Annotated in this window: 20 protein-coding genes and 1 pseudogene; 16 read left to right on the top strand and 5 right to left on the bottom strand. The window is 50.3% G+C overall.

Features of this window, described 5'->3' with window-relative positions:
• Nucleotides 1–72: 72 nt before the first annotated feature.
• From CAG64_RS24040 to purF, 3 genes and pseudogenes are all read left to right on the top strand, one after another.
• Nucleotides 73–339, top strand: a pseudogene (locus CAG64_RS24040) (SPOR domain-containing protein); the annotation flags it as partial.
• Between the two features lie 61 nt (nt 340–400).
• A complete protein-coding gene (locus CAG64_RS01075) occupies nt 401–892 on the top strand; it encodes a CvpA family protein (RefSeq protein ID WP_161454484.1) in 492 nt (163 codons plus the stop codon).
• A gap of 33 nt (nt 893–925) precedes the next feature.
• Nucleotides 926–2,440: an amidophosphoribosyltransferase gene (purF, locus tag CAG64_RS01070; protein ID WP_021703868.1), complete on the top strand. Its 1,515-nt coding sequence runs from the start codon at nt 926–928 to the stop codon at nt 2,438–2,440.
• A gap of 53 nt (nt 2,441–2,493) precedes the next feature.
• Here the strand turns inward: purF and znuB are convergent, their stop codons facing one another.
• The gene (znuB, locus tag CAG64_RS01065) at nt 2,494–3,279 is read right to left on the bottom strand and encodes a zinc ABC transporter permease subunit ZnuB (protein ID WP_021703869.1); all 786 of its coding nucleotides are present in this window, start codon (nt 3,277–3,279) and stop codon (nt 2,494–2,496) included.
• Nucleotides 3,272–4,060, bottom strand: coding sequence for a zinc ABC transporter ATP-binding protein ZnuC (gene znuC, locus CAG64_RS01060; protein WP_021703870.1), 789 nt, complete (start codon nt 4,058–4,060; stop codon nt 3,272–3,274). Before znuC ends, znuB begins: the two co-directional genes overlap by 8 nt.
• Nucleotides 4,061–4,141: 81 nt before the next feature.
• Here znuC and znuA point away from each other — a divergent pair, with 81 nt between their 5' ends.
• The 5 genes from znuA to CAG64_RS01035 all read left to right on the top strand — a co-directional run bounded on the left by znuA (nt 4,142) and on the right by CAG64_RS01035 (nt 11,932).
• Nucleotides 4,142–5,020, top strand: a complete 879-nt coding sequence (znuA, locus tag CAG64_RS01055; protein ID WP_161457543.1) for a zinc ABC transporter substrate-binding protein ZnuA — start codon at nt 4,142–4,144, stop codon at nt 5,018–5,020.
• 217 nt (nt 5,021–5,237) lie between these two features.
• Nucleotides 5,238–8,609, top strand: a complete 3,372-nt coding sequence (locus CAG64_RS01050; protein ID WP_161489245.1) for a helix-turn-helix domain-containing protein — start codon at nt 5,238–5,240, stop codon at nt 8,607–8,609.
• 596 nt (nt 8,610–9,205) lie between these two features.
• Nucleotides 9,206–9,430, top strand: coding sequence for a FeoA family protein (locus tag CAG64_RS01045; protein WP_021703873.1), 225 nt, complete (start codon nt 9,206–9,208; stop codon nt 9,428–9,430).
• Nucleotide 9,431: 1 nt separating this feature from the next.
• Nucleotides 9,432–11,705 carry a Fe(2+) transporter permease subunit FeoB gene (feoB, locus tag CAG64_RS01040; protein ID WP_161488463.1) on the top strand — a complete coding sequence of 758 codons (2,274 nt, stop codon included), beginning with the start codon at nt 9,432–9,434 and terminating at the stop codon, nt 11,703–11,705.
• Nucleotides 11,702–11,932: a FeoC-like transcriptional regulator gene (locus CAG64_RS01035; protein ID WP_161488464.1), complete on the top strand. Its 231-nt coding sequence runs from the start codon at nt 11,702–11,704 to the stop codon at nt 11,930–11,932. Before feoB ends, CAG64_RS01035 begins: the two co-directional genes overlap by 4 nt.
• 53 nt (nt 11,933–11,985) lie before the next feature.
• Here the strand turns inward: CAG64_RS01035 and CAG64_RS01030 are convergent, their stop codons facing one another.
• Together CAG64_RS01030 and argS are read right to left on the bottom strand one after the other, a co-directional pair.
• Nucleotides 11,986–12,414 carry an HIT family protein gene (locus CAG64_RS01030; protein WP_161454673.1) on the bottom strand — a complete coding sequence of 143 codons (429 nt, stop codon included), beginning with the start codon at nt 12,412–12,414 and terminating at the stop codon, nt 11,986–11,988.
• Nucleotides 12,415–12,496: 82 nt separating this feature from the next.
• Nucleotides 12,497–14,230: an arginine--tRNA ligase gene (argS, locus tag CAG64_RS01025; protein ID WP_161454672.1), complete on the bottom strand. Its 1,734-nt coding sequence runs from the start codon at nt 14,228–14,230 to the stop codon at nt 12,497–12,499.
• Nucleotides 14,231–14,437: 207 nt separating this feature from the next.
• On the opposite strand from argS, the gene CAG64_RS01020 reads away from it, so the two are divergent.
• A complete protein-coding gene (locus CAG64_RS01020) occupies nt 14,438–15,037 on the top strand; it encodes a VOC family protein (protein WP_161488465.1) in 600 nt (199 codons plus the stop codon).
• On the opposite strand, the gene CAG64_RS01015 is transcribed toward CAG64_RS01020, so the two are convergent.
• The gene (locus tag CAG64_RS01015; RefSeq protein ID WP_161488466.1) at nt 15,034–17,811 is read right to left on the bottom strand and encodes an insulinase family protein; all 2,778 of its coding nucleotides are present in this window, start codon (nt 17,809–17,811) and stop codon (nt 15,034–15,036) included. The genes CAG64_RS01020 and CAG64_RS01015 overlap by 4 nt on opposite strands.
• 255 nt (nt 17,812–18,066) lie before the next feature.
• Here CAG64_RS01015 and sixA point away from each other — a divergent pair, with 255 nt between their 5' ends.
• The 7 genes from sixA (at nt 18,067) to CAG64_RS00980 (ending at nt 25,156) form a co-directional block, all read left to right on the top strand.
• Complete coding sequence (gene sixA / locus CAG64_RS01010; RefSeq protein ID WP_021703880.1) at nt 18,067–18,531, top strand: phosphohistidine phosphatase SixA; 465 nt, start codon at nt 18,067–18,069, stop codon at nt 18,529–18,531.
• A 201-nt stretch (nt 18,532–18,732) separates the two neighbouring features.
• Nucleotides 18,733–20,826 (top strand): flagellar biosynthesis protein FlhA, encoded by a 2,094-nt coding sequence (flhA, locus tag CAG64_RS01005; protein WP_161454134.1) that lies wholly within the window; start codon nt 18,733–18,735, stop codon nt 20,824–20,826.
• A 46-nt stretch (nt 20,827–20,872) separates the two neighbouring features.
• Nucleotides 20,873–22,351: a flagellar biosynthesis protein FlhF gene (flhF, locus tag CAG64_RS01000; protein WP_161454133.1), complete on the top strand. Its 1,479-nt coding sequence runs from the start codon at nt 20,873–20,875 to the stop codon at nt 22,349–22,351.
• Nucleotides 22,352–22,363: 12 nt separating this feature from the next.
• Nucleotides 22,364–23,251 (top strand): MinD/ParA family protein, encoded by an 888-nt coding sequence (locus CAG64_RS00995; protein ID WP_021703883.1) that lies wholly within the window; start codon nt 22,364–22,366, stop codon nt 23,249–23,251.
• On the top strand, nt 23,244–23,975 hold the full coding sequence (locus CAG64_RS00990; RefSeq protein WP_040902227.1) for an RNA polymerase sigma factor FliA: 732 nt from the start codon (nt 23,244–23,246) through the stop codon (nt 23,973–23,975). Before CAG64_RS00995 ends, CAG64_RS00990 begins: the two co-directional genes overlap by 8 nt.
• A 45-nt stretch (nt 23,976–24,020) precedes the next feature.
• Nucleotides 24,021–24,389 carry a chemotaxis response regulator CheY gene (cheY, locus tag CAG64_RS00985; protein ID WP_040902228.1) on the top strand — a complete coding sequence of 123 codons (369 nt, stop codon included), beginning with the start codon at nt 24,021–24,023 and terminating at the stop codon, nt 24,387–24,389.
• Nucleotides 24,390–24,439: 50 nt separating this feature from the next.
• Nucleotides 24,440–25,156, top strand: a complete 717-nt coding sequence (locus CAG64_RS00980) for a protein phosphatase CheZ (RefSeq protein WP_021703886.1) — start codon at nt 24,440–24,442, stop codon at nt 25,154–25,156.
• The last annotated feature ends 6 nt before the right edge of the window (nt 25,157–25,162 follow it).

Here is a 25,162-nt window from a genome sequence, read left to right as displayed (position 1 = left end):
CAGGAAACCCCATCCCAGCCGAAAACCGTTGTTGAGCAGCCACCAGTGCGAGAAACGGTCGAAGTGACCGCGCGCAACGTGCCGGAGCAGAATGAGTATGACGACAGTGCCTGGATCATTCAGCTCATGGCGTTGAAAAATGCTGAAAATGCAGAAGTGCTGGTTAAAGATCTGCAGAAACGCGGTTATCAGGCTCACACCCGACACGAAAACAATTTTACCCGGGTCATTATTGGTCCTGACGTGTCAAAAAGTAAACTGGAGCGTCAGATCATAGAGTTAGAAAAAATTACTGGCTCAAAAGGTCAATTGCTCAAATTTAAACCATTAAATCCATAAGAAAACGTTTGCGTCAGCATTTTTTCTGTTAAAATGCGCGCCAACTTAAGATGAAGAACTCATGAATTGGTTAGATATTGTCATTTTAAGTGTGATCGGCCTGTCGGCATTGATCAGTTTAGTCCGTGGCTTTGCCAAAGAAGCATTGTCGTTAGTTATCTGGTTTGGCGCTTTTTTTATCGCCAGTCAGTATTACCAGAAGCTCGCTGTTTATTTTACTAATATTCAGGATGAGATGTTTCGTAACGGCACCGCGATTGCAGCGTTGTTTATTGCAACATTGATTGTCGGAGCGATCGTCAATTACGTCATCGCTCAGCTGGTACAGAAGACCGGTTTGTCGGGCACTGACCGTATTTTGGGCATCGTATTCGGTGCTCTGCGCGGCATACTGATTGTCTCGGCAGCGCTGTTTTTTATGGATGCGTTTACTGCATTCCCGGATTCACAGTGGTGGAAGGATTCGCAGTTGGTACCTGAGTTCAGCCGTATCATTGCGCCGTTCTTCGAGCACTTGCAAGCAACATCGAGTTTTTTATCTGGCGCTAAATAGCGCCAGCCATTGTCGCAAATCGAGGGTTAGGACATGTGTGGTATTGTTGGAATCGTGGGCACTTCGCCTGTAAACCAGTCTATCTATGACGCTTTAACGGTCTTACAGCATCGTGGCCAAGATGCCGCTGGTATTTGTACCATAGAAAGCAATCGTTTTCGTCTGCGAAAAGCAAACGGATTGGTGAAGGATGTGTTTGAAGCCAGACACATGCAACGCCTGCAGGGCGATGTAGGGATTGGTCATGTGCGCTACCCGACCGCAGGCAGCTCAAGCGCCTCAGAAGCTCAACCATTCTACGTCAACTCTCCTTTCGGCATCTCCCTCGCTCACAACGGTAACCTCACCAACGCCAATGAAGTTCGCGATAAACTGTTCGCCAAAGACCGCCGTCACATCAACACCACATCGGATTCTGAAGTGCTGCTTAATGTGCTGGCGCATGAGATTGACACCGTTAAAGGCAATGTGACCACAGATGATGTGTTCCGTGCTGTAACGAATGTCCATCGCACCATCCGCGGGGCGTACGCAGTGGCGGCCATGATCATTGGACACGGTTTGATTGCATTTCGTGATCCGAATGGCATTCGTCCACTGTGTTTGGGTAAACGTGTCGTGGGCGGACATACCGAATACATGGTGGCGTCAGAATCGGTGGCACTGGATGCGGTCGGTTTTGATTTTGTTCGTGATGTTGCCCCAGGTGAAGCGATCTATGCGACTTTCGACGGCGAGCTGCACACCAAGCAATGTGCTGACAACCCAGCATTGAACCCATGTATTTTTGAGTTTGTCTACTTTGCGCGCCCGGATTCGTTTATCGATAAAATTTCGGTTTACAGCGCCCGGGTTGAAATGGGTAAAAAGCTGGGTGAGCGGATTCGTGATGAGTACGCCCATCTGGACATCGATGTGGTGATCCCAATTCCGGAAACCTCGTGTGATATCGCGCTGCAAATCGCACAAGCGATCGATAAACCGTATCGTCAGGGCTTTGTGAAAAACCGTTATGTTGGACGCACGTTCATCATGCCAGGTCAGCAGCAGCGTAAGAAGTCGGTACGCCGTAAACTCAATGCCATTCGCTCGGAATTTAAGGACAAGAATGTGTTGTTGGTGGATGACTCGATTGTTCGCGGTACAACATCCGAGCAGATCATTGAAATGGCGCGTGATTCAGGGGCGAGAAAAGTCTTTATGGTGTCGGCGGCTCCGGAAATTCGTTTCCCCAACGTGTACGGTATCGATATGCCAAGCGCGAATGAGCTGATTGCTCATGGTCGTGACAACGACGCAATCTGCAAGCAGATTGGTGCTGATGAACTTATCTACCAGACACTTGATGATCTGATTGCGGCGGTTGGTTTGGGCAATACCGATATCACCAAATTTGAAACGTCAGTGTTCAATGGTGAATATGTCACCGGAGATATCGATCAGAAATACCTGGAGTTTCTTGAGTCATTGCGTAACGATGATGCCAAACTGCAACGTGAAATACAGCAGGATCTGGCGAATCTTGAGCTGCATAACGAAGGCGCCTGAAGCGCGAACTGAGCAAGAAGAAAAGGCTTCCTGATGGAAGCCTTTTTTGTGCCTTATTGGCGAACCTTGATACCTTGTGCGAGTAAAAACATAGCGGTGGCACTTAACACCACTGAAGGGCCGGCTGGCGTATCAAAATGCCAGGACAGGCTCAGGCCACCCAATACCGCGATGGCGCCGAGCAAAGAAGCCAGTGCCGCCATCTGTTCTGGTGTGCGGGCAAAACGTCGCGCCGTCGCGGCCGGAATGATCAACAACGAGGTCATGATCAGAGCACCAACGAATTTCATCCCTACGGCGATCACCATGCCAACCAGCAGCATTAACACCAGTCTCATCAGGTCAACATTATGGCCCTCTACCGCAGCCAGCTCCTCATTGACGGTGGTCGATAGTAAGGGACGCCAGAACAGCAATAAAACGACAGACACTGCAATCACACCAGCATAAATGAACATCAGATCTTGGGGTGAGACGGCCAGTAAATCGCCGAACAGGTAACTCATCAGATCAACCCGAACGTTATCCAGGAAGCTGACCGCCACCAGACCAAACGACAGCGAACTGTGTGCGAGAATACCGAGAAGTGTGTCGGTGGCGACCAACTGCTGTTTTTGCAGCGTGACCAGTAAAACCGCCAGTGCCATACAACATACCAGCAGAGCCAGATAGAGATTAACATTGAGCAGGAAGCCGAGCGCTAACCCCATCAATGAGGCATGCGCTAGGGTATCGCCAAAGTAGGCCATCTTGCGCCAGACAACGAAAGATCCCAGAGGGCCTGCGATGAGTGCAATGCCAAGGCCGGCAAGAATCGACGGAAGCAGAAATTCAATCATGGTGATGATGCCCGTGAGAGTGGTGAGAACAGCTGTCGCCTTCGCCTGTAACGGGTTGACCAGCCAGATCGTGATGATGATGTTCGTGCTGGTGGTGGTACAACGCCAGCGCTTCCTGTCGTGCTTCGCCAAACAGGGCAATATAGTTCGGATGCCGGGTAATGGCTGCCGGTGTCCCCGAGCAACAAATATGGTGCTGCAGGCAGATCACATCATCGGTCTTGGCCATCACCAGGTGTAAATCGTGCGAAACCATAAACACGCTGCAGCCAAAGCGGTGGCGTATGGTATCGATCAGGTCATACAAATCGATTTGCCCTTGTACGTCCACACCTTGCGCAGGTTCATCCAATACCAACAGTTCAGGTCTTTGCAACAGCGCCCGGGCGAGCAGTACGCGTTGATTTTCTCCGCCGGACAAATGGTGCATGTCGCTGTCGATCAGGTGTTCGGCCCCGACTAATTTGAGCGCATCCAACTGCTCTTGTGAGCTGTAACGCCCGGCCAACTGCAAAAAGCGTCTAACGTTAAGCGGAAGTGAGTCATTCAGCTTCAGTTTCTGCGGCACATAGCCGATTTTTACGCCGCGTGATTTGATGATCTGACCGGTATAACTTTTCTGTAAGCCAAGCAATACTTTGACTAAAGTCGACTTACCCGCACCGTTGGGACCAATCAATGTGGTGATTTTGCCTTTTTCCAGCCTCAGGCTGACGTTGTCGAGGACTTTTCTCGGTCCAAATTCTACGCAGATATTGCGCAGTTCAATTAATGCGGACATGGATGGAACTCATTGCATTTTGGTAATGTTATAATGTAACATTTAATCTCATTTCAAGCCACAAGCAAATATCAATAAGTTATGACTCGTTTTACTCTGTTTTTGCTGTTAAGCATAGCGTCGGTCGGTGCCAAGGCAAGCACGATTCTGACCAGTATTAAACCCATTCAAATGATCACGACAGAACTGACCCAAGGTGTAAGCCAGCCGGATGTTTTACTTAGCTCTAATGCGTCTCCTCATGATTACGCACTACGTCCTTCCGATGTGAAGCGGGTGCATAGCGCCGATCTCGTGATTTGGTTCGGGCATGAACTGGAGCCTTTTATGGAGAAAGTCGTCGCGGCCAAACCTAGTGCTCAGGTGCTGACACTTAGTCACCTGCCGGAGCTACAACTGAGGGAGTTCGGTGAACATCATCACGACGATGGTCATGATCATGGTACGCATGATCCGCATTTCTGGCTGGGTATCAAGCCTACACAGCAAATTGCGGCTGCAATCGTACAAAAACTGGTCGAAATCGATCCGGAGCATCAGACTCAGTATCAAAGTAATCTGGCGGCGTTTAACCAGCAGCTAATGCAGTTGAATCACGAATTGGCTGCTCAGCTCAAGCCCGTGTCCAAAAGCGGCTATTATGTTTTTCATGATGCGTACGGTTACTTTGAACAAGATTATGCGCTCAAGCAGCTGGGTTACTTCACTGTCAGCCCGGATCGTAAGCCCGGTGCGAAAACGTTAATCCAGATCCGGACCGCATTGGCGTCCGGGCAGGCACAGTGTGTATTTGCCGAACCTCAGTTTACACCAGCAGTGATCGAGTCGGTAACACGTGGCAGTGAGGTAAAAGTGGGAGAACTGGATCCTTTAGGAACACAGATTACCGTGCAGCCAGGCAGTTATTTTACCTTCTTGCGCAGCATTGCCGACAGTTTCAGCTCCTGTCTCACTCATTAATTGAACTCAGGCCGCGTTTTGACGCGGCCTGTTTGTTGATCTTTGCGCCACTTGGCTGTGATCTCAGCTAGAAAACCAGCTATTCTCCGGTTTGCGACCTTTTAATGCCTTGTTATTGATATAAAATTAGATAATTAATATTACGAAATAACTTCCCCCGACATTCATGCGGGGGATTGTCAGGCCATTAAGACTTTGCTGCAGGAAACCCACCACCGTGTTTAGGCTGATACTCTTGGTTCTGTCCGTAGTACTGAGCCATGGCGTGAGAGCGCAAGACACTTCGACATCTGTTTTTTATCCGCTGCCAACTCATGCGGAGGGAAAAGGGATCGCGGCGAAACACTTGTTTCCGGGTCAGGAAGGGGGCTTGTGGATTCACGATGTGCACGGTCAGGTTCGTTTTTTTGACGGTGAACATTTGCTACCGCGCAGTGGGTCAGTGCTCGATTATCAAGCCAAGCAGTTAGTGTTTTCGGCGGGGGCATTCTGGACGTTTGCCGACAACGAAGTCTTCAAGACATTTCCCAATCAGGAACGCAAAGGCGTATTCAGCCTAACACCAGGTAATGTGATCAGAAAGATAGGTGCATCTGGCGGGTTTCTCTGGGTTAGCGATGACCGTCACTTCTACACCTATGACATGCAAAGCGAAGAGCTACGTAGTTATTCACTGATGCCGCTTTATCAGCATAACCAGTCGAGCCGCATTCAAATCAATGATGCCAGATTGGTGCGCAGCAAATGGGTTTTGGCGACCAATTCCGGCGTGTATCTTTCGGAGGGGGAGCAGTTTACGCATGTGGTCAGCTCAGGCAAGCAACACATCGAAACGATCTACTTTTCTGAGCAACGCAATCAGCTGTTAATTGGTACGTTGAAGGGGGCGGTGATCATCAACATTGATGATCCGCAGCAAGAAGAGCGCTGGATTGGTGATACGCATGTTCTGGCCATCACAGAGAGCGCCGATGAATACTGGATCGGCACCGAGAATGGCCTGTTTGTCTACTCGATAGCCCAACAGAAAACCCGAAAATATACTGGCGTCGGGCGAGATGAATACACGTTATCCGGTAACAAAGTGTATGCCTTGGTCAATGATCACACCGGTGGTATCTGGATAGGAACCAACCGTGGTGTGCATTACATTTCGTTGTTCGCCCGCAATTTTGAACGCTACGCCGACAGTTCTACCAGTAATGGTCGGGAGGGTGGCAGCTTGCAAGCGATCGTGCCACAGCGCGATAACGACGACTTCTGGCTGATCACCAACCTCGGTGTTGATCGCCTGATCAGCGACAAAGTGCCTCAGCGAATTCAGCTCTACAGCGGTCAGGTTAATGACTTGGTCGAGCTGGACTCACAACTCATTCTGGCTACCCCCCATGGTCTGGTTTGTATCAATAAACTCACAGGTCAGGTTCTCCAGAATGCGCTACCGCCAGCGCTCAAAGGCAAGGCCGTCCAACAACTGGAACTGGATGAACAGAAAACATTATGGGGAGTCAGTGACAATGACCTGTGGTCTTACGATGTGTCACGGCAACATCTTAAGGAGTATGGCCGGCAATGGCTGATCGAGGCGTATCTGCCCGCGCAGGTGACGGACTTGTTAGCGACGCTGACCCAGGGGATAGTGATTGGCACCGATCACGGAATCTATCGCCTTCGCAGGGGAAACATTCAATTTGTAAAGGACAGCGAACGCTACGGACAGGTCATCGATATTGAAACTGACTACCAGGACGGTGTGTGGGTTGCCGGGACCTATGGTGTGTTTCGCTTATCACCAGACACAGAAAGCCTGACGCCTGTGTCTCTGGTTGATCTGAATATCGGGCCGCGTTGTCTGGTCGCACAGGGGCCCTACATGTGGCTGACTTCGTCGGCGGGTTTATCACTCTATAACTCACAGCAGCAGTTGAAGAAGCACTTCAGTGCCCCCTTTGGTTTAATCATGAACGAGTTTGTTTCACGGCAATGTGCGTTAGATAATTCTTTGGCGCCAGCTTTGATTTTCGGCTCTAAATACGGCCTGATTCGGGCGCGTTCTTCACAGCTGTTGGACCAAGATATTCCGAGTGGCAAAGTGCTGTTTTCACGGGTCAGCATCGACAATCAAACCCTGGCCACCGGTGGTCATCCGCCTCATCTTGTCCCAGTGAGATACGGTGATTCGGTGAGTTTTTTATTCGGAACCATGCCACAAAGCAACAGCCGACAGGTGGAGTATCAGATCAATCAAGAAGGTTGGCATGCACTGCAAGGGTCTCAGCTGACGCTAGACCATCTGATGCCCGGCACGTACACCATCACAGTGCGCAGCCGGCTACCGCATGATCGCGTGTCGGCGGAGAATGCATTGCAATTTATTGTCAATGAACCCTGGTATTTAACCTGGTGGGCCAAGCTGGCAGGGATGGTTGTCGTACTCTTGTTGCTGAGCACCCTGATTTGGTGGCGTTCCCGTTTGATGATGCGAGCCAATAAACAATTAAAAGCGCAGGTGGCGTTGAAAACAGATCAACTGCGTCATCAGAGTCGCATTCTGCTGACCAACAACCAACAACTGCGTAAACAACTGCAGATTCGCAAAATGTTGCAGACGCAAAAAAACAAAGAGCTCGAAGCCAGGTTGGTGTCTGCCAGTGAAGCGCTGCTGCAGAGTGGGGAACCACAGGGGCTGAAAACGACGTTGCAGCGCCGGATACGCCAAGAGTTTGCGTGCTTGGATCAGAAAGAAGGGCATCAAGGCGTTGTGGTTTTGTATCCGCTATTGGATACGGTACTGCAAGGCTGGCAGGAGGAGTTCGATAAAGCGGGGATCCAAGTAGAACTGCGTACAGAAAACGCAGCGGCCAGAACCAGTCGGATTCAAATCACCGAGGACAATTTGGACATGGTATTCAATACCTTATTTGCCAGTTTGTTGCGCCGTGGTTACCGCCATCAAACGGTGGTATTGAGTCTGGAGCAAACCGCCGTTGAAGTGCTACTGAGAGTGATCGACTACGGTCAGCGTTTACCCGATCTTCAGCGTCGTTATATTGGTGACGAAAAAGATCTCAATGTTCTCAATTTACCCAGTCTGGTGGATCGCAGCGGCGGCTGCTTGCATTGTTTTAGCTCGGAAGAGCGCAACTTTCTCGAATTCAGCTGGTCACTGGCCGTGGATCTCGAGCTCGCGCGCGATCAAATGCACAAATCCACCCAGTGTGAAACGGCCACTCGTTCCGGTCTCTGTCAGCAGGAGTGGCTGGATAATGTGACGTGTCTAATTGAACGCTACTTTCGTGACCCCGATTTCGGGACGACGGTGATTGCAAATTGTTTATACACATCAGAACGAAGTTTCCAGCGACGTTTCAAACAAGCCACGGGCAGAACGTTTAAAGAATACCTGACAGAATTCCGCCTGGAACACGCCTGCCGCCAATTACTGTCCGGTCACAAAGTCTCTGAGGTCGCGTTTGACTGTGGCTTCAATGACCCCTCATATTTCAGTCAACGTTTCAGAACGTACTTTGGTGTGTCTCCCACACAGTTCGTTGAAACGCACAGCGAACCCCTTTCATCCGACGATTAAATCAAGCCAGCCGATACTGGTTCGTTACTTTGTATGCGTTCAAGGATAACCGTATTTTCTGCAGATCGGGCGTACTGACTGTCGAGGTAAAACCGTGGCTAAAAGTGTGTCGGAGGAGCGAAAAGAGATGGTGGAGGAAAGAGAAGAAAAAAATGTCGTGGTATAGCCGGGGGGACTATACCACGGGTGCCAATGACACCTTCGCTTGCTGCCGGAGTGGCATGTTTGCACATACCACCTCTGGAATTTGTGTCTGAGAGGTCAGCGCCTCCCAACGAGATTTACTATATCGCCACCAACTTTTTTTACTTATAAAATTAACGACATCATTACATGAGAAATCCGACAAGATACTAAAGCAAATTAAGATGCTGATTTTTATGGCTTTATTTTGATTCTCGGTTTTATTACATTTCGTTGACTTAGCCTTCTGTGATCTGTTTTAGGCGAGATTAACGTTTTTGACGGGCGCGATATTTACGCAAGTGACGGAGCAAATCCGGAAACTTTGATTTCACGCAATAACACTAAGGTTATCCACGTGTATTTTTGATAGCATGAATAAAAATATTTCTCATTACCACTTGAGCTAACCCATGAAATTGTCTGAATTAAAACAAGGTGAGAGTGCCACGATTGTGGCTCTGGACCAGTTGTCTGGCGAGATTCGCAAGAAACTCATGGTGATGGGCCTGTTGCCCAACACTGACGTTAAACTGGTGCGCCGTGCACCGATGGGTGACCCGTTGCAGGTTGAAGTGCGGGGTGTCTCTTTGGCTGTGCGTGAAAAAATAGCGAATGCGATTGAGGTGGAGAGCTGATATGCAATACCAGATTTTGACCGTCGGTAACCCTAATAGCGGTAAAACCACTCTGTTCAATGGTCTGACTGGCGCAAAGCAGCAAGTCGGTAACTGGGCGGGTGTGACTGTCGAAAAGAAAACCGGACGCTATAGCCATTCTGGTGATGATTTTTTGTTAACTGACTTGCCAGGTATTTACGCGCTCGACAGTGGCAATGATGGTAACAGCATTGATGAGTCGATTGCCTCACGTGCGGTATTGACCCATCCGGCAGATCTGATCATCAATGTGGTGGACGCGACCTGCCTCGAGCGCAGTTTATACATGACACTTCAGCTTCGTGAGTTGGGCCGCCCGATGGTGGTGGTACTGAATAAGATGGATGCGCTGAAGCGTGAGCGACAGGTCATTGATATTAAAGCGCTGGAGAAAGTTCTGGGCTGTCCGGTGTTCTCTTTGTCTGCCAACAACAAGGGGCAGGTGTTGCGGTTTAAAGAGAAACTGCATAAAACTCTGGTGCAGGGAGTGGCCCTCAAAGAGCTGACGCTGAATTACGCTGAGACGTTTGAGCGTGCTATCGCACAGGTTGCCCCACTGTTTGAAGAGCAGACTGTTGCTGCCAGAGCACTGGCGGTGCGCGCGCTGGAAAACGACCGGTTAGTGATTAATCCTCTCCCCCAGCCGGAGCGTGAGCGGATTCAAGCGGCTCAGTTGGCGACGGAACTTGATATCGATCTCCACGTTGCCGATACCAAATACACCTTTTTACATGAGCAGTGTAAGCGGGTACGCCGCAGCGAAGGAAAGCTGAGCCACAGTTTCACCGAGAAAGCGGATCGGATCATTCTCAACAAATGGATCGGTGTGCCGTTCTTTTTTGTGGTTATGTATCTGATGTTCATGTTCTCGATCAATATCGGTAGTGCTTTTATCGACTTTTTCGATATTGGTGTCGGTGCCTTGTTGGTGGATGGTGGGCATCACTTGCTCGACGGGCATCTACCGGTATGGTTGGTTACATTGATCGCTGACGGTGTCGGTGGGGGGATTCAAACGGTGGCAACCTTCATCCCAGTCATCGCCTGTCTGTACCTGTTCCTGGCGATTCTGGAGAGCTCCGGCTACATGTCCCGTGCCGCATTTGTACTGGACAAGGTTATGCAGAAAATAGGCCTGCCGGGCAAAGCTTTCGTCCCTTTGGTCCTCGGGTTTGGGTGCAACGTGCCAGCGATCATGGCAACCCGGACTCTCGATCAGGAGCGCGAACGTAAGTTGGCGGCATCGATGGCTCCCTTCATGTCGTGTGGCGCACGTTTGCCTGTGTACGCGCTGTTTGCTGCGGCTTTTTTCCCACAAAGTGGTCAGAACATCGTGTTTGCCCTTTATCTGCTGGGGATTGCGGCGGCGGTGTTGACTGGCTGGGTTCTGAAAAAAACGCTTTATCCGGGGGACAGTGACAGTTTGTTGATGGAAATGCCAGATTACGAACTGCCGACTATGCAGAATGTGATGATCAAAACCTGGCAAAAACTGAAGCGGTTTGTTCTGGGAGCCGGCAAAACCATTGTGGTGGTAGTGACAATCCTCAGCTTCCTCAACTCTGTGGGTACCGATGGCACTTTTGGCAACCAGGACAGTGAAAATTCAATGCTGTCTAAAGCTGCTCAGGTGGTCACGCCTGTTTTTGCTCCAATAGGGGTCAACCATGACAACTGGCCAGCGACTGTCGGGATCATTACTGGTATTTTCGCCAAAGAAGCGGTCGTGGGAACACTGAACAACCTTTACAGCGCGCCGACAGATGAGGACGCTGAGTTCGATTTGGCTGCCAGCCTCAAAGAGGCGGCATGGTCGATTCCACAAAACCTGAGCGACCTGAGCTTCAGTGATCCGCTGGGTATTGAAGTTGGCGATTTGAGTGACAGTCAGAGTGTGGCACAGGATCAGGAAGTGGATGCGTCCATCTTCGGCAATCTTAAAGCGCACTTTGCCAGTGGTCATGCCGCGTTTGCGTATTTGATTTTCATTTTGCTTTACACGCCTTGTGTTGCGGCCATGGGGGCATACGTTCGTGAGTTTGGTCACAAGTATGCCCGCTTTATTGCCGTCTGGACCATGGGGTTGGCCTACGCTGGGGCGACCTTGTACTACCAGGCCTCAATGCTCACCGAAACACCGATGCAAAGTACCATTTGGATTACCATTGTTATCGGCGGCAGTGGATTGGTGTATGTCAGCCTGAAACGCCAAGGGCGTTCGCAGCAAGCGTTGACTGAGGTGCCTGTGGCATGATTTTGTCTGAGCTGAAGCGGTACATCGAACAGCAGGGTAGTGCATCGCGCAAAGAACTGGCCAAGTGTTTTGCGCTCAGCGAAGATGGTGTGGATGCCATGTTGACGGTCTGGATACGTAAGGGGATCATTTCACGCACGATCGATACGAATCGTGCGGAGCATGTTACCCGGGTCCGTTACTCGGTGAATCGACCAGACGGTTTATCTTTGACGGTCAAACTGTAATCCAATAAAAAAACGCTCCTCAACCGGAGCGTTTTTTATTGATGATGCGTGGATTACGCTTTGCTGAACATGGAGCTGAGTGACAACACGTTCTGGATTCGGATCAGCATCGCCTGTTGCTCTGCTTCGTCACGAAACTCACCCTGGGTGTTACCCCATAGCGGTCCAGGCCAGGCGATGTCGTTTTTAAAGCGCGCAATATGGTGGATGTGCAGTTGAGGCACCATATTCCCAAGGGCACCCAAGTTTAGTTTGTCCGGCTGGAAAATCGCTTCGAGCGCCTGGCTGACGGCCTGTGATTCAAGCAAGAACTGGTGTTGCTCTTGCATTGGAAGGTGGTGAAGTTCTTTTAACTGAGCGCGTTTAGGCACCAAAATAACCCAGGGTACTGCGCTGTCTTTGTGCAGCAGCGCCACGCAGAGAGGAAAATGGCCGATCACGGTCGTATCGTTGGCTAACTGGGGATGAAGTTCGAAACTCATGCTTAAGGTTCCTTACGGTTAGATAAAAGAAAGGTTGGCTTATACTGCCAACCTTTGTCTTATTGGTATTGCGGTGATCGGATTACATACGATCCAGCGTATTGATGCCCAGCAGTGCCAGACCTTGCTTGATGGTCTTCGCTGTCAGTGCCGCTAGTTTCAGACGGCTCTGCTTCACGCTCTCATCTTCGGCACTCAGGATCGGGCAGGCTTCGTAGAAGCTTGAGAACTGACCAGCCAGTTCAAACAGGTAGCTACACATAATGTGTGGCTGACCTTCACGAGCAACGGATTGAACCGCTTCTTCAAACTGAAGCAACTTCGCGATCAGCGCTTTTTCTTTCTCTTCACTGATGGTGATGTCGCCCTGCAGATCATCCATGGCAATGCCGGCTTTGGCAAAAATAGACGCCACGCGAGTGTAAGCATACTGCATGTATGGGGCAGTGTTGCCTTCAAATGCCAGCATGTGATCCCAATCGAAAATGTAGTCGGTGGTGCGGTGTTTCGAGAGATCCGCGTATTTGACTGCTGCCATAGCCACCGTGGTCGCAATGTTGTTTTTCTCTTCCGCATCCAGATCCGGATTTTTGCTTTCGATCAGCTTGATAGCACGCTCTTGGGCTTCATCTAGCAGATCCGCCAAACGGACGGTGCCGCCAGCACGCGTTTTGAAAGGACGGCCGTCTTTACCCAGCATCATACCGAATGCATGGTGTTCCAGCGTGACTTCATCAGGCACGTAACCCGCTTTACGAACGATAGTCCATGCTTGCATCAGGTGCTGATGCTGACGTGAGTCAATGAAGTACAACACGCGGTCAGCGCCCAGTGTTTCGTAGCGGTATTTCGCACAGGCGATGTCGGTGGTGGTGTAAAGGAAACCTCCGTCGCGCTTCTGGATGATCACACCCATTGGCTCGCCGTCTTTGTTTTTGTACTCGTCCAGGAACACGACTTGCGCGCCGTCGTCTTCTTGTGCCAGGCCTTTTTCTTTCAGGTCGGCAACGATACCTGGCAGCATGTCGTTGTACATGCTTTCGCCCATCACGTCGGCACGAGTCAGAGAAACGTTCAGACGGTCGTAGTTACGCTGGTTTTGTTCCATGGTGACATCAACCAGCTTTTTCCACATTTCAGCACAGTACGCATCGCCACTTTGCAGTTTGACTACGTAATTACGTGCTTTGGCGGCAAATGCTTCGTCTTCGTCATACAATTTCTTCGATTCACGGTAGAAGCCTTCCAGATCCGCCAGTTCCATCGAAACTTCGCCCGATTCCTGTTGCACACGTTCAAGGTTCGCGATCAACATACCGAACTGTGTGCCCCAGTCACCGATGTGGTTGGCACGAATGACTTTATGGCCCAAAAACTCAAGGGTACGAACAACCGCATCACCGATGATGGTTGAGCGCAGGTGACCCACGTGCATTTCTTTTGCAACGTTTGGTGCTGAGTAGTCCGCAACGATGGTTTTTTGTGCTTCTTTGGTGACACCAAGACGGCTGTCTGCCAGAGCGGCGTCCGCTTGCTTAGCCAGAAACTCTTCGCTGAGGAAAATGTTGATAAAACCAGGGCCGGCGATTTCTGTTTTGCTGGCAATACCGTCCAGATCCAGAACATCCAGTACTTTCTGTGCAAATTCTCGCGGGTTTGTGCCTAGCTTCTTCGCCACGCCCATCACGCCATTTGCCTGATAGTCACCGAATTGTGGCTTTGCTGATTGACGCACTGCTGCAGGACTGCCTGCCGGTGCACCAGCGGCTTCCAGAGCCTGAGATACTTTGTCATTAATAAGTGCTTGGATATTCACACGCGCTTCCTTCAATTCTTGGGAATTGGTAGGTATGCATTTTATTCACCGAAGTTGGCTGAATGCATATCTCAATAAAGTTCATAATTTGGCGCACATGATACCAAGATTATTGCGCCTCTTATAGAGAGTGAAATGGGAATTTTTCTACTTTTCAGCGATAACTTGATAGTATTGCGGAAAAATCAATATTTTGGACGGTAGAAAATGTCAGATTTACTGTTGGAAGCAGAGTTGATGCCTGAACAAATGAAGGCGAGCCTTGAAATTTTTATGCATAAAATTCAGCATCTAAGCGATATTTTGCATATAGATTTGAGCCCATTTCAGGCAGACCATATTGCTCTGCGTATCAACCACACTGAACTTGCTAAACTGGCGCATCAGGAGTGGAAAAAAGAGGGGAAAGTTATCTCTCAGGCTAAGATTAATGGCCGTCCGATCATCGTGATTGAATTTACTGCGCCACTGCAGGCGAAAAACTGGTCATTTGAATGTCTGGAATTGCCATATCCGGCCCCGGGGAAAATCTACCCTCAACAAAGCTGGGAGCATGTCGAGTTTGTGATTCCGTCCGATGCGCACACTGCGGAACAATACCTGGCCGATATCCAAAGCCAGTTTCCCCAATTGGCGGCACAATGGCCGCACTTGAGTGAGCATGGCATCAAAGTTAAGTTGTCCAGCCCAAAAAGCGACGGCGAACGTCTCAACAACCCGACCGTCGCGTTTAAGTGGAACGGCGTGTGTATCAAACTCCACCCGCACTCACTGAAAGCGATAGTGGCCTCAGAGCAAGAGGTTTAACCCAGTTCGACGTCTTTCGGTCTGAGCTGAAATTCTTCGATTGAGCCGATTTCCTGCCCCACAACCAGAGGGGCAGATTCACTGTGTGCATTGCCTTGGGTATGCATGATCAGACGATTCGCTGTGCGTGGTTTCAGCTCGTTGACCACAAAACGGATCATGTCGCTGCGACTCAGTTCTTTTAACTCATCCAATACTTTTTCACGCTGATCAAAGCCGCGATCTTTATTGCCGATCGCTACCCATAGCCGCTGAGCCCGGCCACGTAAAGTGGTGTCCGGTGTGGCGATTTGATTCCATAATCCGCGTTTACTGCTGTGCCATTGGTAGTCATTCAACTCCAGCAACACCATATAAAATGCATTGAGAAATTCATCCATGGCTTTTAACAACTCAGCCGGAGCGGCATTGGGCGACTGAACGTACAGCACGATCCCCGGATGACGGTTGAGTGGCATATTGCCGGTGCCGACCATGTAGCCGAGCTGCTGTTTGGTCCGGATTTCATGGAAGAAGGTGGCCGACATCAGATGATTGGCCAGCGAATAGAGCGCGATGCTATGCGGATCGGTGGTGTCACACTGATAGTAGAGTACGATGGCGGAATCTTCCTGATCGCACAGCACTTCTTTTTGATATGTTCCGGTATCGCCCAGCATCACCAGAGGGCGCAGAGCTTCCTGATAACGCTGGTTTTTGACTCGTAAAGCGTCTTTGAGGGTTTCTCCCAGCGCCAGAGCTTCCTGCTGGCGCCAGTCACCGTAAACGAACATCTCGACATGCAGATTTGCGAGAATGGAATCGACGAACGCTGGTAACTCGTCCACTTCGATGGTTTCCAGCTCATCCACCAGCACCGCGTACGGTGGATTATTAGGCTGGAGGATACCAGTCATGGCATTAAAAAGCTGGGATATGGGACGATCTTGGGCGGAGTTGCGCCAGTTGCGCAGCAACTGTTGTTTTATCGACTGGTAACGCTGGTGGCTGAATTCACGCTTGGCAAAGCGCTCTAAAATCATTTGCAGTAGCTGGGGCTGCTTTTCGCTGAAGCCGGAAATGGTCAGCGTCACGCCACCTTGGTGGGCGTACATGTTATAGCCCATCCCCGCGATTTCTGCCTGATACGTCTCTTTCGCTAACGAGTCGAGGAACATTTCCACACACAAGCGTGTCATTACAATGTTGCGCGCAGTGGCCACGGCGGTAGGGCTGTCGATGGCCACATACACGACGCCTTTGGGTACCCGGAAGGTCGCATCCTGAAGATGCCAGAGACGAAAGCCATCCTGCTCTTCAATGATGCTTGGTACCGACTGTTCGCCATCGAGTGATTTGGGGTCGAGATCGTAGCAAATAAACGGGTTTTTCGGGGGCAGCGCCAAGTCGAGTTGAGTCTGAGCGGCGTGATAGCGCTGTAACTGTACTGCAGTAAGGGAGCGGACGGAATACGGCGTAAAATACCACTCTGCATGTTGATCGCATGCTAAGCCCTTGCTTACCAGGGTGACGCGTAAGTTTTCTGGCGAGAAGTAGCTCGCCAGTTCGCGCAGAACTTCCGGCTGATAACCGGCCATCATGTAATCGCCGTAGATGGTGTCGTCAGCGGCGTAGTGTTGCATGTTGATCACAAGGTGGCTGGCCAGATCCAGAGGGCGAGTGGGCTCCTGAAAACGAAAAGCCGATTCCAGCACGGCTTGTTTCTCCCGATAACGCCATTCGTCAAAGCCCTGTTCTTTGATCAGTGCAATGTAAGCAAACACAGCTTCGATGATCTCGTCAGTATGCTGTAGCCCTGATGGGGTCAGCGCGCAACTGATATTGAATTCCCGGTAATTGCTGCCACTGGCTCCGCCACCAGCGGACAGCGCATTGATCCAGCCTTCGTTTTTCAGCGCCAGCATCAGGCTGCCTTCGCCTTCATAGCCGAGTAAATGTGCGAAGTAGGACAAGGGCTTGGTCTGATAATACTTATCCATGCCCGGGAAAGTGAAGGTGAGCACCAACTTACGCAGGTCTTTAAGTGGCTCAACGTTAATCCACAAGCGGTTTTGCTTATTTTTTAGGTAGGGCTGCTCAATCTGTTTGCTCTTTAGCTGGTTGTTAGCGATGGCGCAGAACTTCTCTTCTGCCCAGTGTTGTAGTTCATCAAGAGACTGCGGGCCTACCAGCGTGAGGGTCATCAGGTCAGCCGAATATTGACGGGCGTGGAAGCTGACGACTTCCTGGCGAATCGATTTCCCATTGCGGTCATCCAGAGTTTCGAGGTTGCCCACCGAGAATTTGCTGAACGGATGGTCCGGATTGACGGTGGCCTTTTGCACTTGATAAAGACGACGAGAGTCATCGTTCAACTTTAATTTGTATTCAGAGTCAACCGCCTGACGCTCTTTGTCGAGGGCTTCTTCGTTAAACAGCGGCGCGCTGAAAAACTGAGCAAAGCGATCCAGCCCTTTTTCGAAACCATTGGGTGTTATATCGAAAAAAAAGCACGTATGTTCAGTACCGGTCCAGGCGTTATTGCTACCACCGTGCTGGCTGATATAGCTTTGAAATTCGCCTACTTTGGGGTATTTTTCCGTGCCCAGAAACAGCATATGCTCCAGATAATGAGCCAGACCTTGCCGATCTGAGGGATCATCAAAATGGCCAACATTTACGGCCAGTGCAGCGGCAGACTTTTGTGCGTGTACGTCTTGGATCACAAGCACTCTTAGGCCATTCGCCAGAGTTAGGTAGCGATATTGATTGTTATCGTTGGGGCTAAGATGCACAGGTGCTCTCCAGAGTTGAAGCATTTAAGTAAGTATGACCCTGAATAAGTGTGCTGCAAACACTTGGTCAGAGAAAGTGGAGCACTTTTGGATTATTTATGCTTTGTCTGTGCTCTGTTTAAAAGATTGTTAAGAAAGTCGAAGTCTTTGGCAAGGCACTTGATATAATTATTTTTATAAGCGGCCAGTTAAGTCGTGAATGATAACAAATAACGCACAGTGCTGACTGCCTGTTGATAGTAGTAGGAATTGAGAGTGAAAATCTTCATTATGCGCCACGGCGAAGCAGAACATTTTGCCGCCAGTGACGCAGAAAGAGCGTTGACCACGCGCGGCATAAGCGAATCGGTCGCGGTAGCCAGAGCCTGCAATGAGCAGGGCATCACCGAGTTTGATAAGGTACTGATCAGTCCATATTTGCGCGCTCAGCAAACCTGGCAGCAAATTCAGCCGATGTTTAAAACGTCTGCCATTAGCACCAGTGAAGACATCACGCCATATGGTCAGTCGGATCTGGTCTTTGACTACTTGTGCGCCCTGATCGAAGTGGAGCAGCCGCAATCGGTGTTGCTGGTTTCTCATTTGCCGTTGGTCGGCTATCTGACGTCAGAATTCATTACCGATATGGCGCCGCCAATGTTCCCGACCTCAGGGTTGGTGTGCATAGAGTTTGATCCACAGTCACGCAAAAGCGAGCTGTTGTGGCATATCCATCCCTAATGGGGACGGCCGGTGTGTATAGCGAGCGGCGGTTGCCGTGAACCGGCCGATCGACAACCCGTTCACGCTCTGTTGTCAGTCAAAAACGCAACGCGACTGAACGTGCGATATTGACAGTAATTTGACATAAATGCTGGACTGAATTTTGCATCAGGCAGCTAACTGCTTAATCAAAATGCAAAAATTAAGACACCCGAATCTATGAAGTTCAGCCTGCCTTTTGCGGACAAAATTCCGCCGATTCCTCAACGCGCCATGCCAGCCATTGGCGCGCCCGTGATGGTGCTGGCCACTCTGGCCATGGTGGTATTGCCGATACCGGCGTTTCTGCTTGACCTGTTTTTTACGTTCAACATCGCGTTGTCGATGGTCGTCCTGCTGGTCACGGTCTACACCAAGCGTCCGCTGGATTTTGCCGCATTTCCGACAGTCTTGCTGATTGCCACCTTATTGCGTCTGGCGTTGAACGTTGCCTCAACCCGGGTGGTATTGCTGAACGGTCATGAAGGAGCCGGAGCGGCCGGTAACGTCATTGAAGCGTTTGGTAATGTGGTGATTGGCGGGAACTATGCCGTGGGTCTGGTGGTGTTCTTGATTCTGATGATCATCAACTTTATGGTCGTAACCAAGGGTGCTGGCCGGATCTCTGAAGTCAGTGCACGTTTTACCCTGGATGCCTTGCCTGGTAAGCAAATGGCGATCGACGCCGATTTGAACGCCGGACTGATTGATCAGGAGCAAGCACGCCTGCGACGCAGTGAAGTCACCAAAGAGGCGGATTTCTACGGTTCGATGGACGGTGCGTCTAAGTTCGTTAAAGGGGATGCCATCGCTGGTATCCTGATCCTGTTCATCAACATCATCGGTGGCCTGTCCATCGGGATGGCGCAGTACGATCTGAGTTTCCGTGAAGCGATTGAAATCTACACCCTGCTGACCATTGGTGATGGTCTGGTGGCGCAGATCCCATCGCTGTTGCTGTCTATCGGCGCTGCGATCATGGTGACGCGTCAGAATGCGGAAGAGGACATGGGACAACAAGTAGTGTTCCAGATGTTCGATAACCCGAAAGCGCTGATGATCACCGCCGCCATCCTCGGCGTGATGGGGATTGTCCCGGGCATGCCGCATTTTGCCTTTTTGCTTTTGGCTGTCATCGCTGGCGGCGCTGCGTATCTGATTCAACGCAAACAGAAAAGGGCCGCCGAAGCTCCGGCCACACCCGCTGTTAGTGATACCGACGCGCCTGCCCAGAAAGAACTTTCTTGGGATGACGTCCAACCTGTCGACATTATTGGTCTGGAAGTCGGCTATCGATTGATCCCACTGGTGGACCGAGATCAGGGTGGGGAGCTGCTGGAGCGGGTGAAAGGGGTGCGCAAAAAACTGTCGCAGGATTTTGGCTTCTTGATCCCGGCGGTACACATTCGCGATAACCTCGAGCTGACGCCTAATAGTTACCGTATTACCTTGATGGGCGTTGCGGTTGGGGAAGCGGAGATCCGCCCGGATCAAGAACTGGCCATCAACCCTGGTCAGGTGTACGGCATGATCGAAGGCGAAAAAACGATTGACCCGGCCTTTGGCCTTGAAGCGGTATGGATTCGTGAAGATCAGCGTGAACATGCCCAGGCGCTGGGATACACCGTGGTAGATTCTTCGACGGTGTTAGCGACACACCTCAGCCAGCTGCTGACCAATAATGCAGCACAACTGATTGGCCATGAAGAGGTACAAAATCTACTTGAGATGCTGGGCCGCAGTGCACCGAAGCTGGTGGAGAACTTTGTGCCGGATCAGTTGTCTCTGGGCGCCGTCGTGAAAGTACTGCAAAACCTGCTCAATGAAGCGATTCCTATCCGTGATATCCGGACCATCATTCAAACCCTGGCGGAGTACTCCGCGAAGAGTCAAGAACCTGACATTCTGACCGCGGCAGTGCGCATCGCACTAAAACGACTAATTGTTCAGGAAATCAATGGTATAGAGCCTGAACTGCCGGTCATTACGCTCATTCCTGAGCTGGAACAAATTTTGCATCAGACCATGCAGGCTTCTGGTGGTGAATCGGCGGGTATTGAGCCGGGGCTGGCTGAGCGACTTCAGTCATCCCTAAGTCAGGCCACGCAAGAACAGGAACTGAAAGGGGAGCCTGCGGTGTTGCTAACGTCCGGCGTGTTACGCTCAACGTTGGCCAAGTTTGTTAAAAACACCATTCCGTCACTCCGGGTGCTCTCCTATCAGGAAATTCCTGATGAGAAACAAATTCGAATCGTACAGGCGGTGGGCAACTGATACGGCTACGTGCCTGTACACAACTAGGTAAACACGGAAATCTGCTTTGAAAATAAAACGATTTTTTGCCAAGGACATGCGAGCAGCGCTTCTTCAGGTGAAGGAAGAGCTGGGTGCTGACGCGGTGATTATGTCCAACAAAAAAGTCGCGGGTGGCGTGGAAATCGTTGCAGCTGTCGATGGGGATCACTCGGCCGGACGTCAGATGTCGAACGATTACAGTTCCCGTCCGCGCCAAGCTCAGTATGCGCAGCCGCCGGCAGCACCGGCGGCCAGCTCTCGTCAGTTGGAAGACGACCGTGTCAGTTTACAGTCGAGCGCAGACAAGGGCCGCTCGATGACCCAGCGTTTTGCGAACATGCTCAAGCAGTACAGCCACCATGAGCAGGAAGACCAACCCCCGGCGGAGAGAGGCGAAGATTCCCTCACGGCGTTGTTACGCCGTCAGCAGGAAAAACGCAACGACGGATCCCTGTCCGGCATGTTGAAAGAAGACTCGCCGCTGGCCCGTTTGATTGCCGATGATCCTCGCATGCAGCAACAGCAGCCTCGCTTGGATCCAACCCGTTATGACCGTCAAACGGCCAAAGAACGTGAAGCCGATAAAGCCGAATTAGAAGATATGCGTGAAGAAATGTCTTCAATCCGTCGCCTATTAGAACATCAGGTGTCTGGATTAATGTGGCAGGAGGTGGAACGTCGTGAACCGTTACGGGCAATGTTGATTAAGCGGTTAGAACGAATGGGAGTGTCGGCAGAGCTGGCCGATCAGCTGGCGTGCTACATTCCCGAAGATACGCCGCCGAACAAAGCCTGGAAAGCTCTGTTGGCGTTGGTGGCTGATCAAATCCCGGTTACCAAACAAGATATTCTCAAACGTGGTGGTGTCGTGGCACTGCTTGGACCGACCGGTGTCGGAAAGACCACATCGGTTGCCAAGCTGGCGGCGCGTGCGGCTATGGAATACGGTGCGGACAATGTCGCGTTAGTGACCACCGATACCTATCGAATCGGTGCACATGAGCAACTGTCAATTTATGGCAGAATTATGGGTTGTCCGGTAAGAGTTGCTAAAGATTCTGACGAACTGGCCGATGTAATATACCAGTTAAGGAATCGCCGCCTGATTTTAGTAGATACGGCGGGCATGGGGCAGCGTGATGTACGCCTTTCTGAACAGTTAGATACGCTGATGCAGGAAAGTGGAGAAGTCATTAACAGCTACCTGGTGCTACCGGCAACCGCACAACGCAGAGTATTACAGGAAACCATAGAGCATTTCAGACGAATTCCGCTCTCTGGTTGTATTATGACCAAGCTCGATGAATCCCTGAGCCTGGGCGAATTTGTGAGTGTCGTAGTTCAAAATGCCTTGCCCGTGGCGTACATCGCCAATGGACAACGAGTACCGGAAGATATTGTGATTGCGCAACCCAAGTACATGGTAGCAAAGGCAAACGAATTACTGGAAAAGTCGACAGAAAATGAACCCCATTTCTGGAACAGCAGTACAGATGGGTTCTAGGCGGCGAACGATATGACAGAAGATATGATACAAGACCAAGCAAGCGGCCTGCGTCGCTTAACTAAACCCTCTTTGACCAAGGTTATTTCGGTAACCGGAGGCAAGGGTGGTGTTGGTAAATCAAATGTAACTCTGGGCCTGGCGATTTGTATGGCACGTCAGGGAAAGAAAGTCATGGTATTGGACGCTGACCTTGGTTTGGCAAATGTTGATGTAATGCTGGGTATTCGTCCCAAGCTCAACCTCGGTCACGTGCTGGCCGGTGAATGCGAGCTGAAAGACGCCATTGTGGAAGGACCGCATGGCATCCGCATCATTCCAGCAACGTCTGGTACTCAATCTATGACCGAGTTGTCCCATGCACAACATGCCGGATTAATCCGCGCATTTGGTAGCCTGGAAGACGAAATGGATGTCTTGCTGATAGACACTGCGGCCGGTATTTCGGACATGGTGGTCAGCTTTTCCCGGGCAGCTCAGGATGTGATTGTGGTGGTGTGTGATGAACCGACATCCATCACGGATGCCTATGCATTAATCAAACTGTTGAGTAAGGAACATCAGGTCCAACGGTTTAAAATCGTCGCGAATATGGTCAGAAGCTATCGCGAAGGGCGAGAATTGTTCGCAAAGTTGACCCTAGTCACAGAGCGATTCTTGAATGTGAGCCTCGAACTCGTAGCATGTATTCCATTGGATGATAAAGTTCGTCAGGCAGTGAAAAGACAGAAAATAGTCGTGGACGCGTTCCCGCGTTCTCCGGCATCACTGGCGATGGGCTCACTCGCGAACAAAGCATTGACTTGGCCTATACCGAAAACCCCGAGTGGCCACTTGGAGTTTTTCGTCGAGCGCCTGCTCAAGCGTGATGATTATGTAGGGGAACCGTTTGGTGAATAAAGCGCTGACTTATGACCAATATGCCAATCAGAATAGCCAGAAGGCGTTTCTGGAAAAGTACTCAGTATTGGTAAAGCGAATTGCTCACCACCTATTAGGCAGATTGCCACCCAGTGTTCAGGTTGAAGACCTGATTCAGGCCGGAATGATCGGCCTGCTGGAAGCCCAGAAAAATTATGATGGCAGTAAAGGTGCAAGTTTCGAAACCTACGCGGGTATCCGTATACGTGGGGCGATGCTGGATGATATTCGGCGCGGAGACTGGGTACCTCGTTCGGTTCACAAGCACAGCCGAGAGATTTCTCAGGCGATCGCTGTACTGGAGGGCGAGCTGAACCGAGACCCGAGTGACTCAGAAGTGGCCAAGTTTATGGGCCTGTCTCTCGATCAATATCATAGCGCACTGACTGACATCAATTGTTCACGGCTGGTCGGCATCGACGACTTGGGAATTTCCGATGATGCCATCGTACCCGCCGATGAAGAAGACGACTCTCCATTTAAAGGTGTTGCTGATGAATCTTTCCGCAAAGCGTTGATAGATTCAATAAAATCGCTGCCTGAACGAGAAGCTCTGGTACTTTCGTTGTATTATGATGAAGAGTTAAATTTAAAAGAAATTGGTGAAGTGATTGGCGTGAGCGAATCACGTGTGAGTCAAATTCTTAGTCAATCTATGCAACGTTTGCGCACCAAATTAAGCGCGTGGACAGAACATGAATAACAATCACTGATATTTCACTCAGTGGAGGCAATTTTGAATAAAAATATGAAAATCCTAATTGTTGATGACTTTTCAACAATGCGCCGAATCGTTAAAAACCTGCTTCGTGACCTGGGGTTCAATAACACTCAGGAAGCGGACGATGGTCTGACGGCATTGCCGATGCTGAAAAAAGGCGAATTCGATTTTGTCGTAACCGACTGGAATATGCCTGGTATGCAAGGCATTGATTTGCTTAAACACATCCGTGCGGATGATGAACTGAAACACCTTCCTGTATTGATGATCACCGCGGAAGCCAAACGCGAGCAGATTATCGAAGCCGCTCAAGCTGGGGTAAATGGTTATATTGTTAAGCCTTTCACCGCCGCAACATTAAAAGAAAAATTAGAAAAAATCTTTGAGCGTTTGTAAGTCAACTTTTTAACTTACATTTTTTTTGCCGACAAAAAGGCTTATTCAGGATGATTTCATTAGAACAGGCAAAGCAGCTGGTTGAGTTGCTTGAACATGAGCAGCAGAACGAAGCGAACTTACTCGTAAAGCAGATTTACGAGGGGTGTGACAACCCAATGCTTCAGGAAATCGGGTCTCTGACCAGAGACCTGCATGACTCACTTAAACAGTTCAATCTGGACGAACGTATGAGTGAAATTGCGAACGACGAAATTCCGGATGCCCGGGATCGTTTGCAGTACGTTATCGAGAAAACTGAAGTGGCAGCCAACCGCACAATGGATGCGGTTGATCGCTGCATGCCAATTGCTGATAACCTTCACGAGGGCCTGCTGCAAGTTCGCCCCCAGTGGAACGAGCTGATGCGCGGGCGTATCGAACTGTCTGAATTCAAAGCTCTGTGCCACCGGATTGACGGCCTGCTGGCTCAGGTTGAGGGTGACAGTACCGAGCTTCGTGGACAACTGACCGACATTTTAATGGCACAGGATTTTCAGGATTTAACCGGCCAGATCATTCGACGGGTGATTGCATTAGTAAACGAAGTCGAAGATCGACTGGTTGAAATCCTGACTGTATTCGGTGCAAGTCAGGCTGACTCATCAGAACAAGAGAAAAAAGCATCGACCGATCCCGAGGGGCCGATTATGAATCCTCATGAGCGCGCTGATGCAGTGTCTTCCCAGGATGAAGTCGACGACTTACTGTCGAGCCTAGGGTTTTAGGGGTAA

Origin of the sequence: Vibrio sp. V38_P2S17PM301 (assembly GCF_009904845.1) — a bacterium.
Classification (GTDB): domain Bacteria; phylum Pseudomonadota; class Gammaproteobacteria; order Enterobacterales; family Vibrionaceae; genus Vibrio; species Vibrio proteolyticus.
The sequence above is the reverse complement of the archived record's forward strand: the minus strand, read 5'-3'. Positions and strand labels throughout refer to the sequence as shown.

Coding starts and splice junctions, on each gene's coding strand:
- CAG64_RS01035 (WP_161488464.1), top strand. CDS start 11,702: ATGATTTTGTCTGAGCTGAAGCGGTACATCGAACAGCAGGGTAGTGCA.
- znuC (WP_021703870.1), bottom strand. CDS start 4,060: ATGTCCGCATTAATTGAACTGCGCAATATCTGCGTAGAATTTGGACCG.
- znuA (WP_161457543.1), top strand. CDS start 4,142: ATGACTCGTTTTACTCTGTTTTTGCTGTTAAGCATAGCGTCGGTCGGT.
- CAG64_RS01075 (WP_161454484.1), top strand. CDS start 401: ATGAATTGGTTAGATATTGTCATTTTAAGTGTGATCGGCCTGTCGGCA.
- cheY (WP_040902228.1), top strand. CDS start 24,021: ATGAAAATCCTAATTGTTGATGACTTTTCAACAATGCGCCGAATCGTT.
- CAG64_RS01030 (WP_161454673.1), bottom strand. CDS start 12,414: ATGAGTTTCGAACTTCATCCCCAGTTAGCCAACGATACGACCGTGATC.
- CAG64_RS00980 (WP_021703886.1), top strand. CDS start 24,440: ATGATTTCATTAGAACAGGCAAAGCAGCTGGTTGAGTTGCTTGAACAT.
- CAG64_RS00995 (WP_021703883.1), top strand. CDS start 22,364: ATGACAGAAGATATGATACAAGACCAAGCAAGCGGCCTGCGTCGCTTA.
- znuB (WP_021703869.1), bottom strand. CDS start 3,279: ATGATTGAATTTCTGCTTCCGTCGATTCTTGCCGGCCTTGGCATTGCA.
- flhA (WP_161454134.1), top strand. CDS start 18,733: ATGAAGTTCAGCCTGCCTTTTGCGGACAAAATTCCGCCGATTCCTCAA.
- CAG64_RS01045 (WP_021703873.1), top strand. CDS start 9,206: ATGAAATTGTCTGAATTAAAACAAGGTGAGAGTGCCACGATTGTGGCT.
- purF (WP_021703868.1), top strand. CDS start 926: ATGTGTGGTATTGTTGGAATCGTGGGCACTTCGCCTGTAAACCAGTCT.
- feoB (WP_161488463.1), top strand. CDS start 9,432: ATGCAATACCAGATTTTGACCGTCGGTAACCCTAATAGCGGTAAAACC.
- CAG64_RS01020 (WP_161488465.1), top strand. CDS start 14,438: ATGTCAGATTTACTGTTGGAAGCAGAGTTGATGCCTGAACAAATGAAG.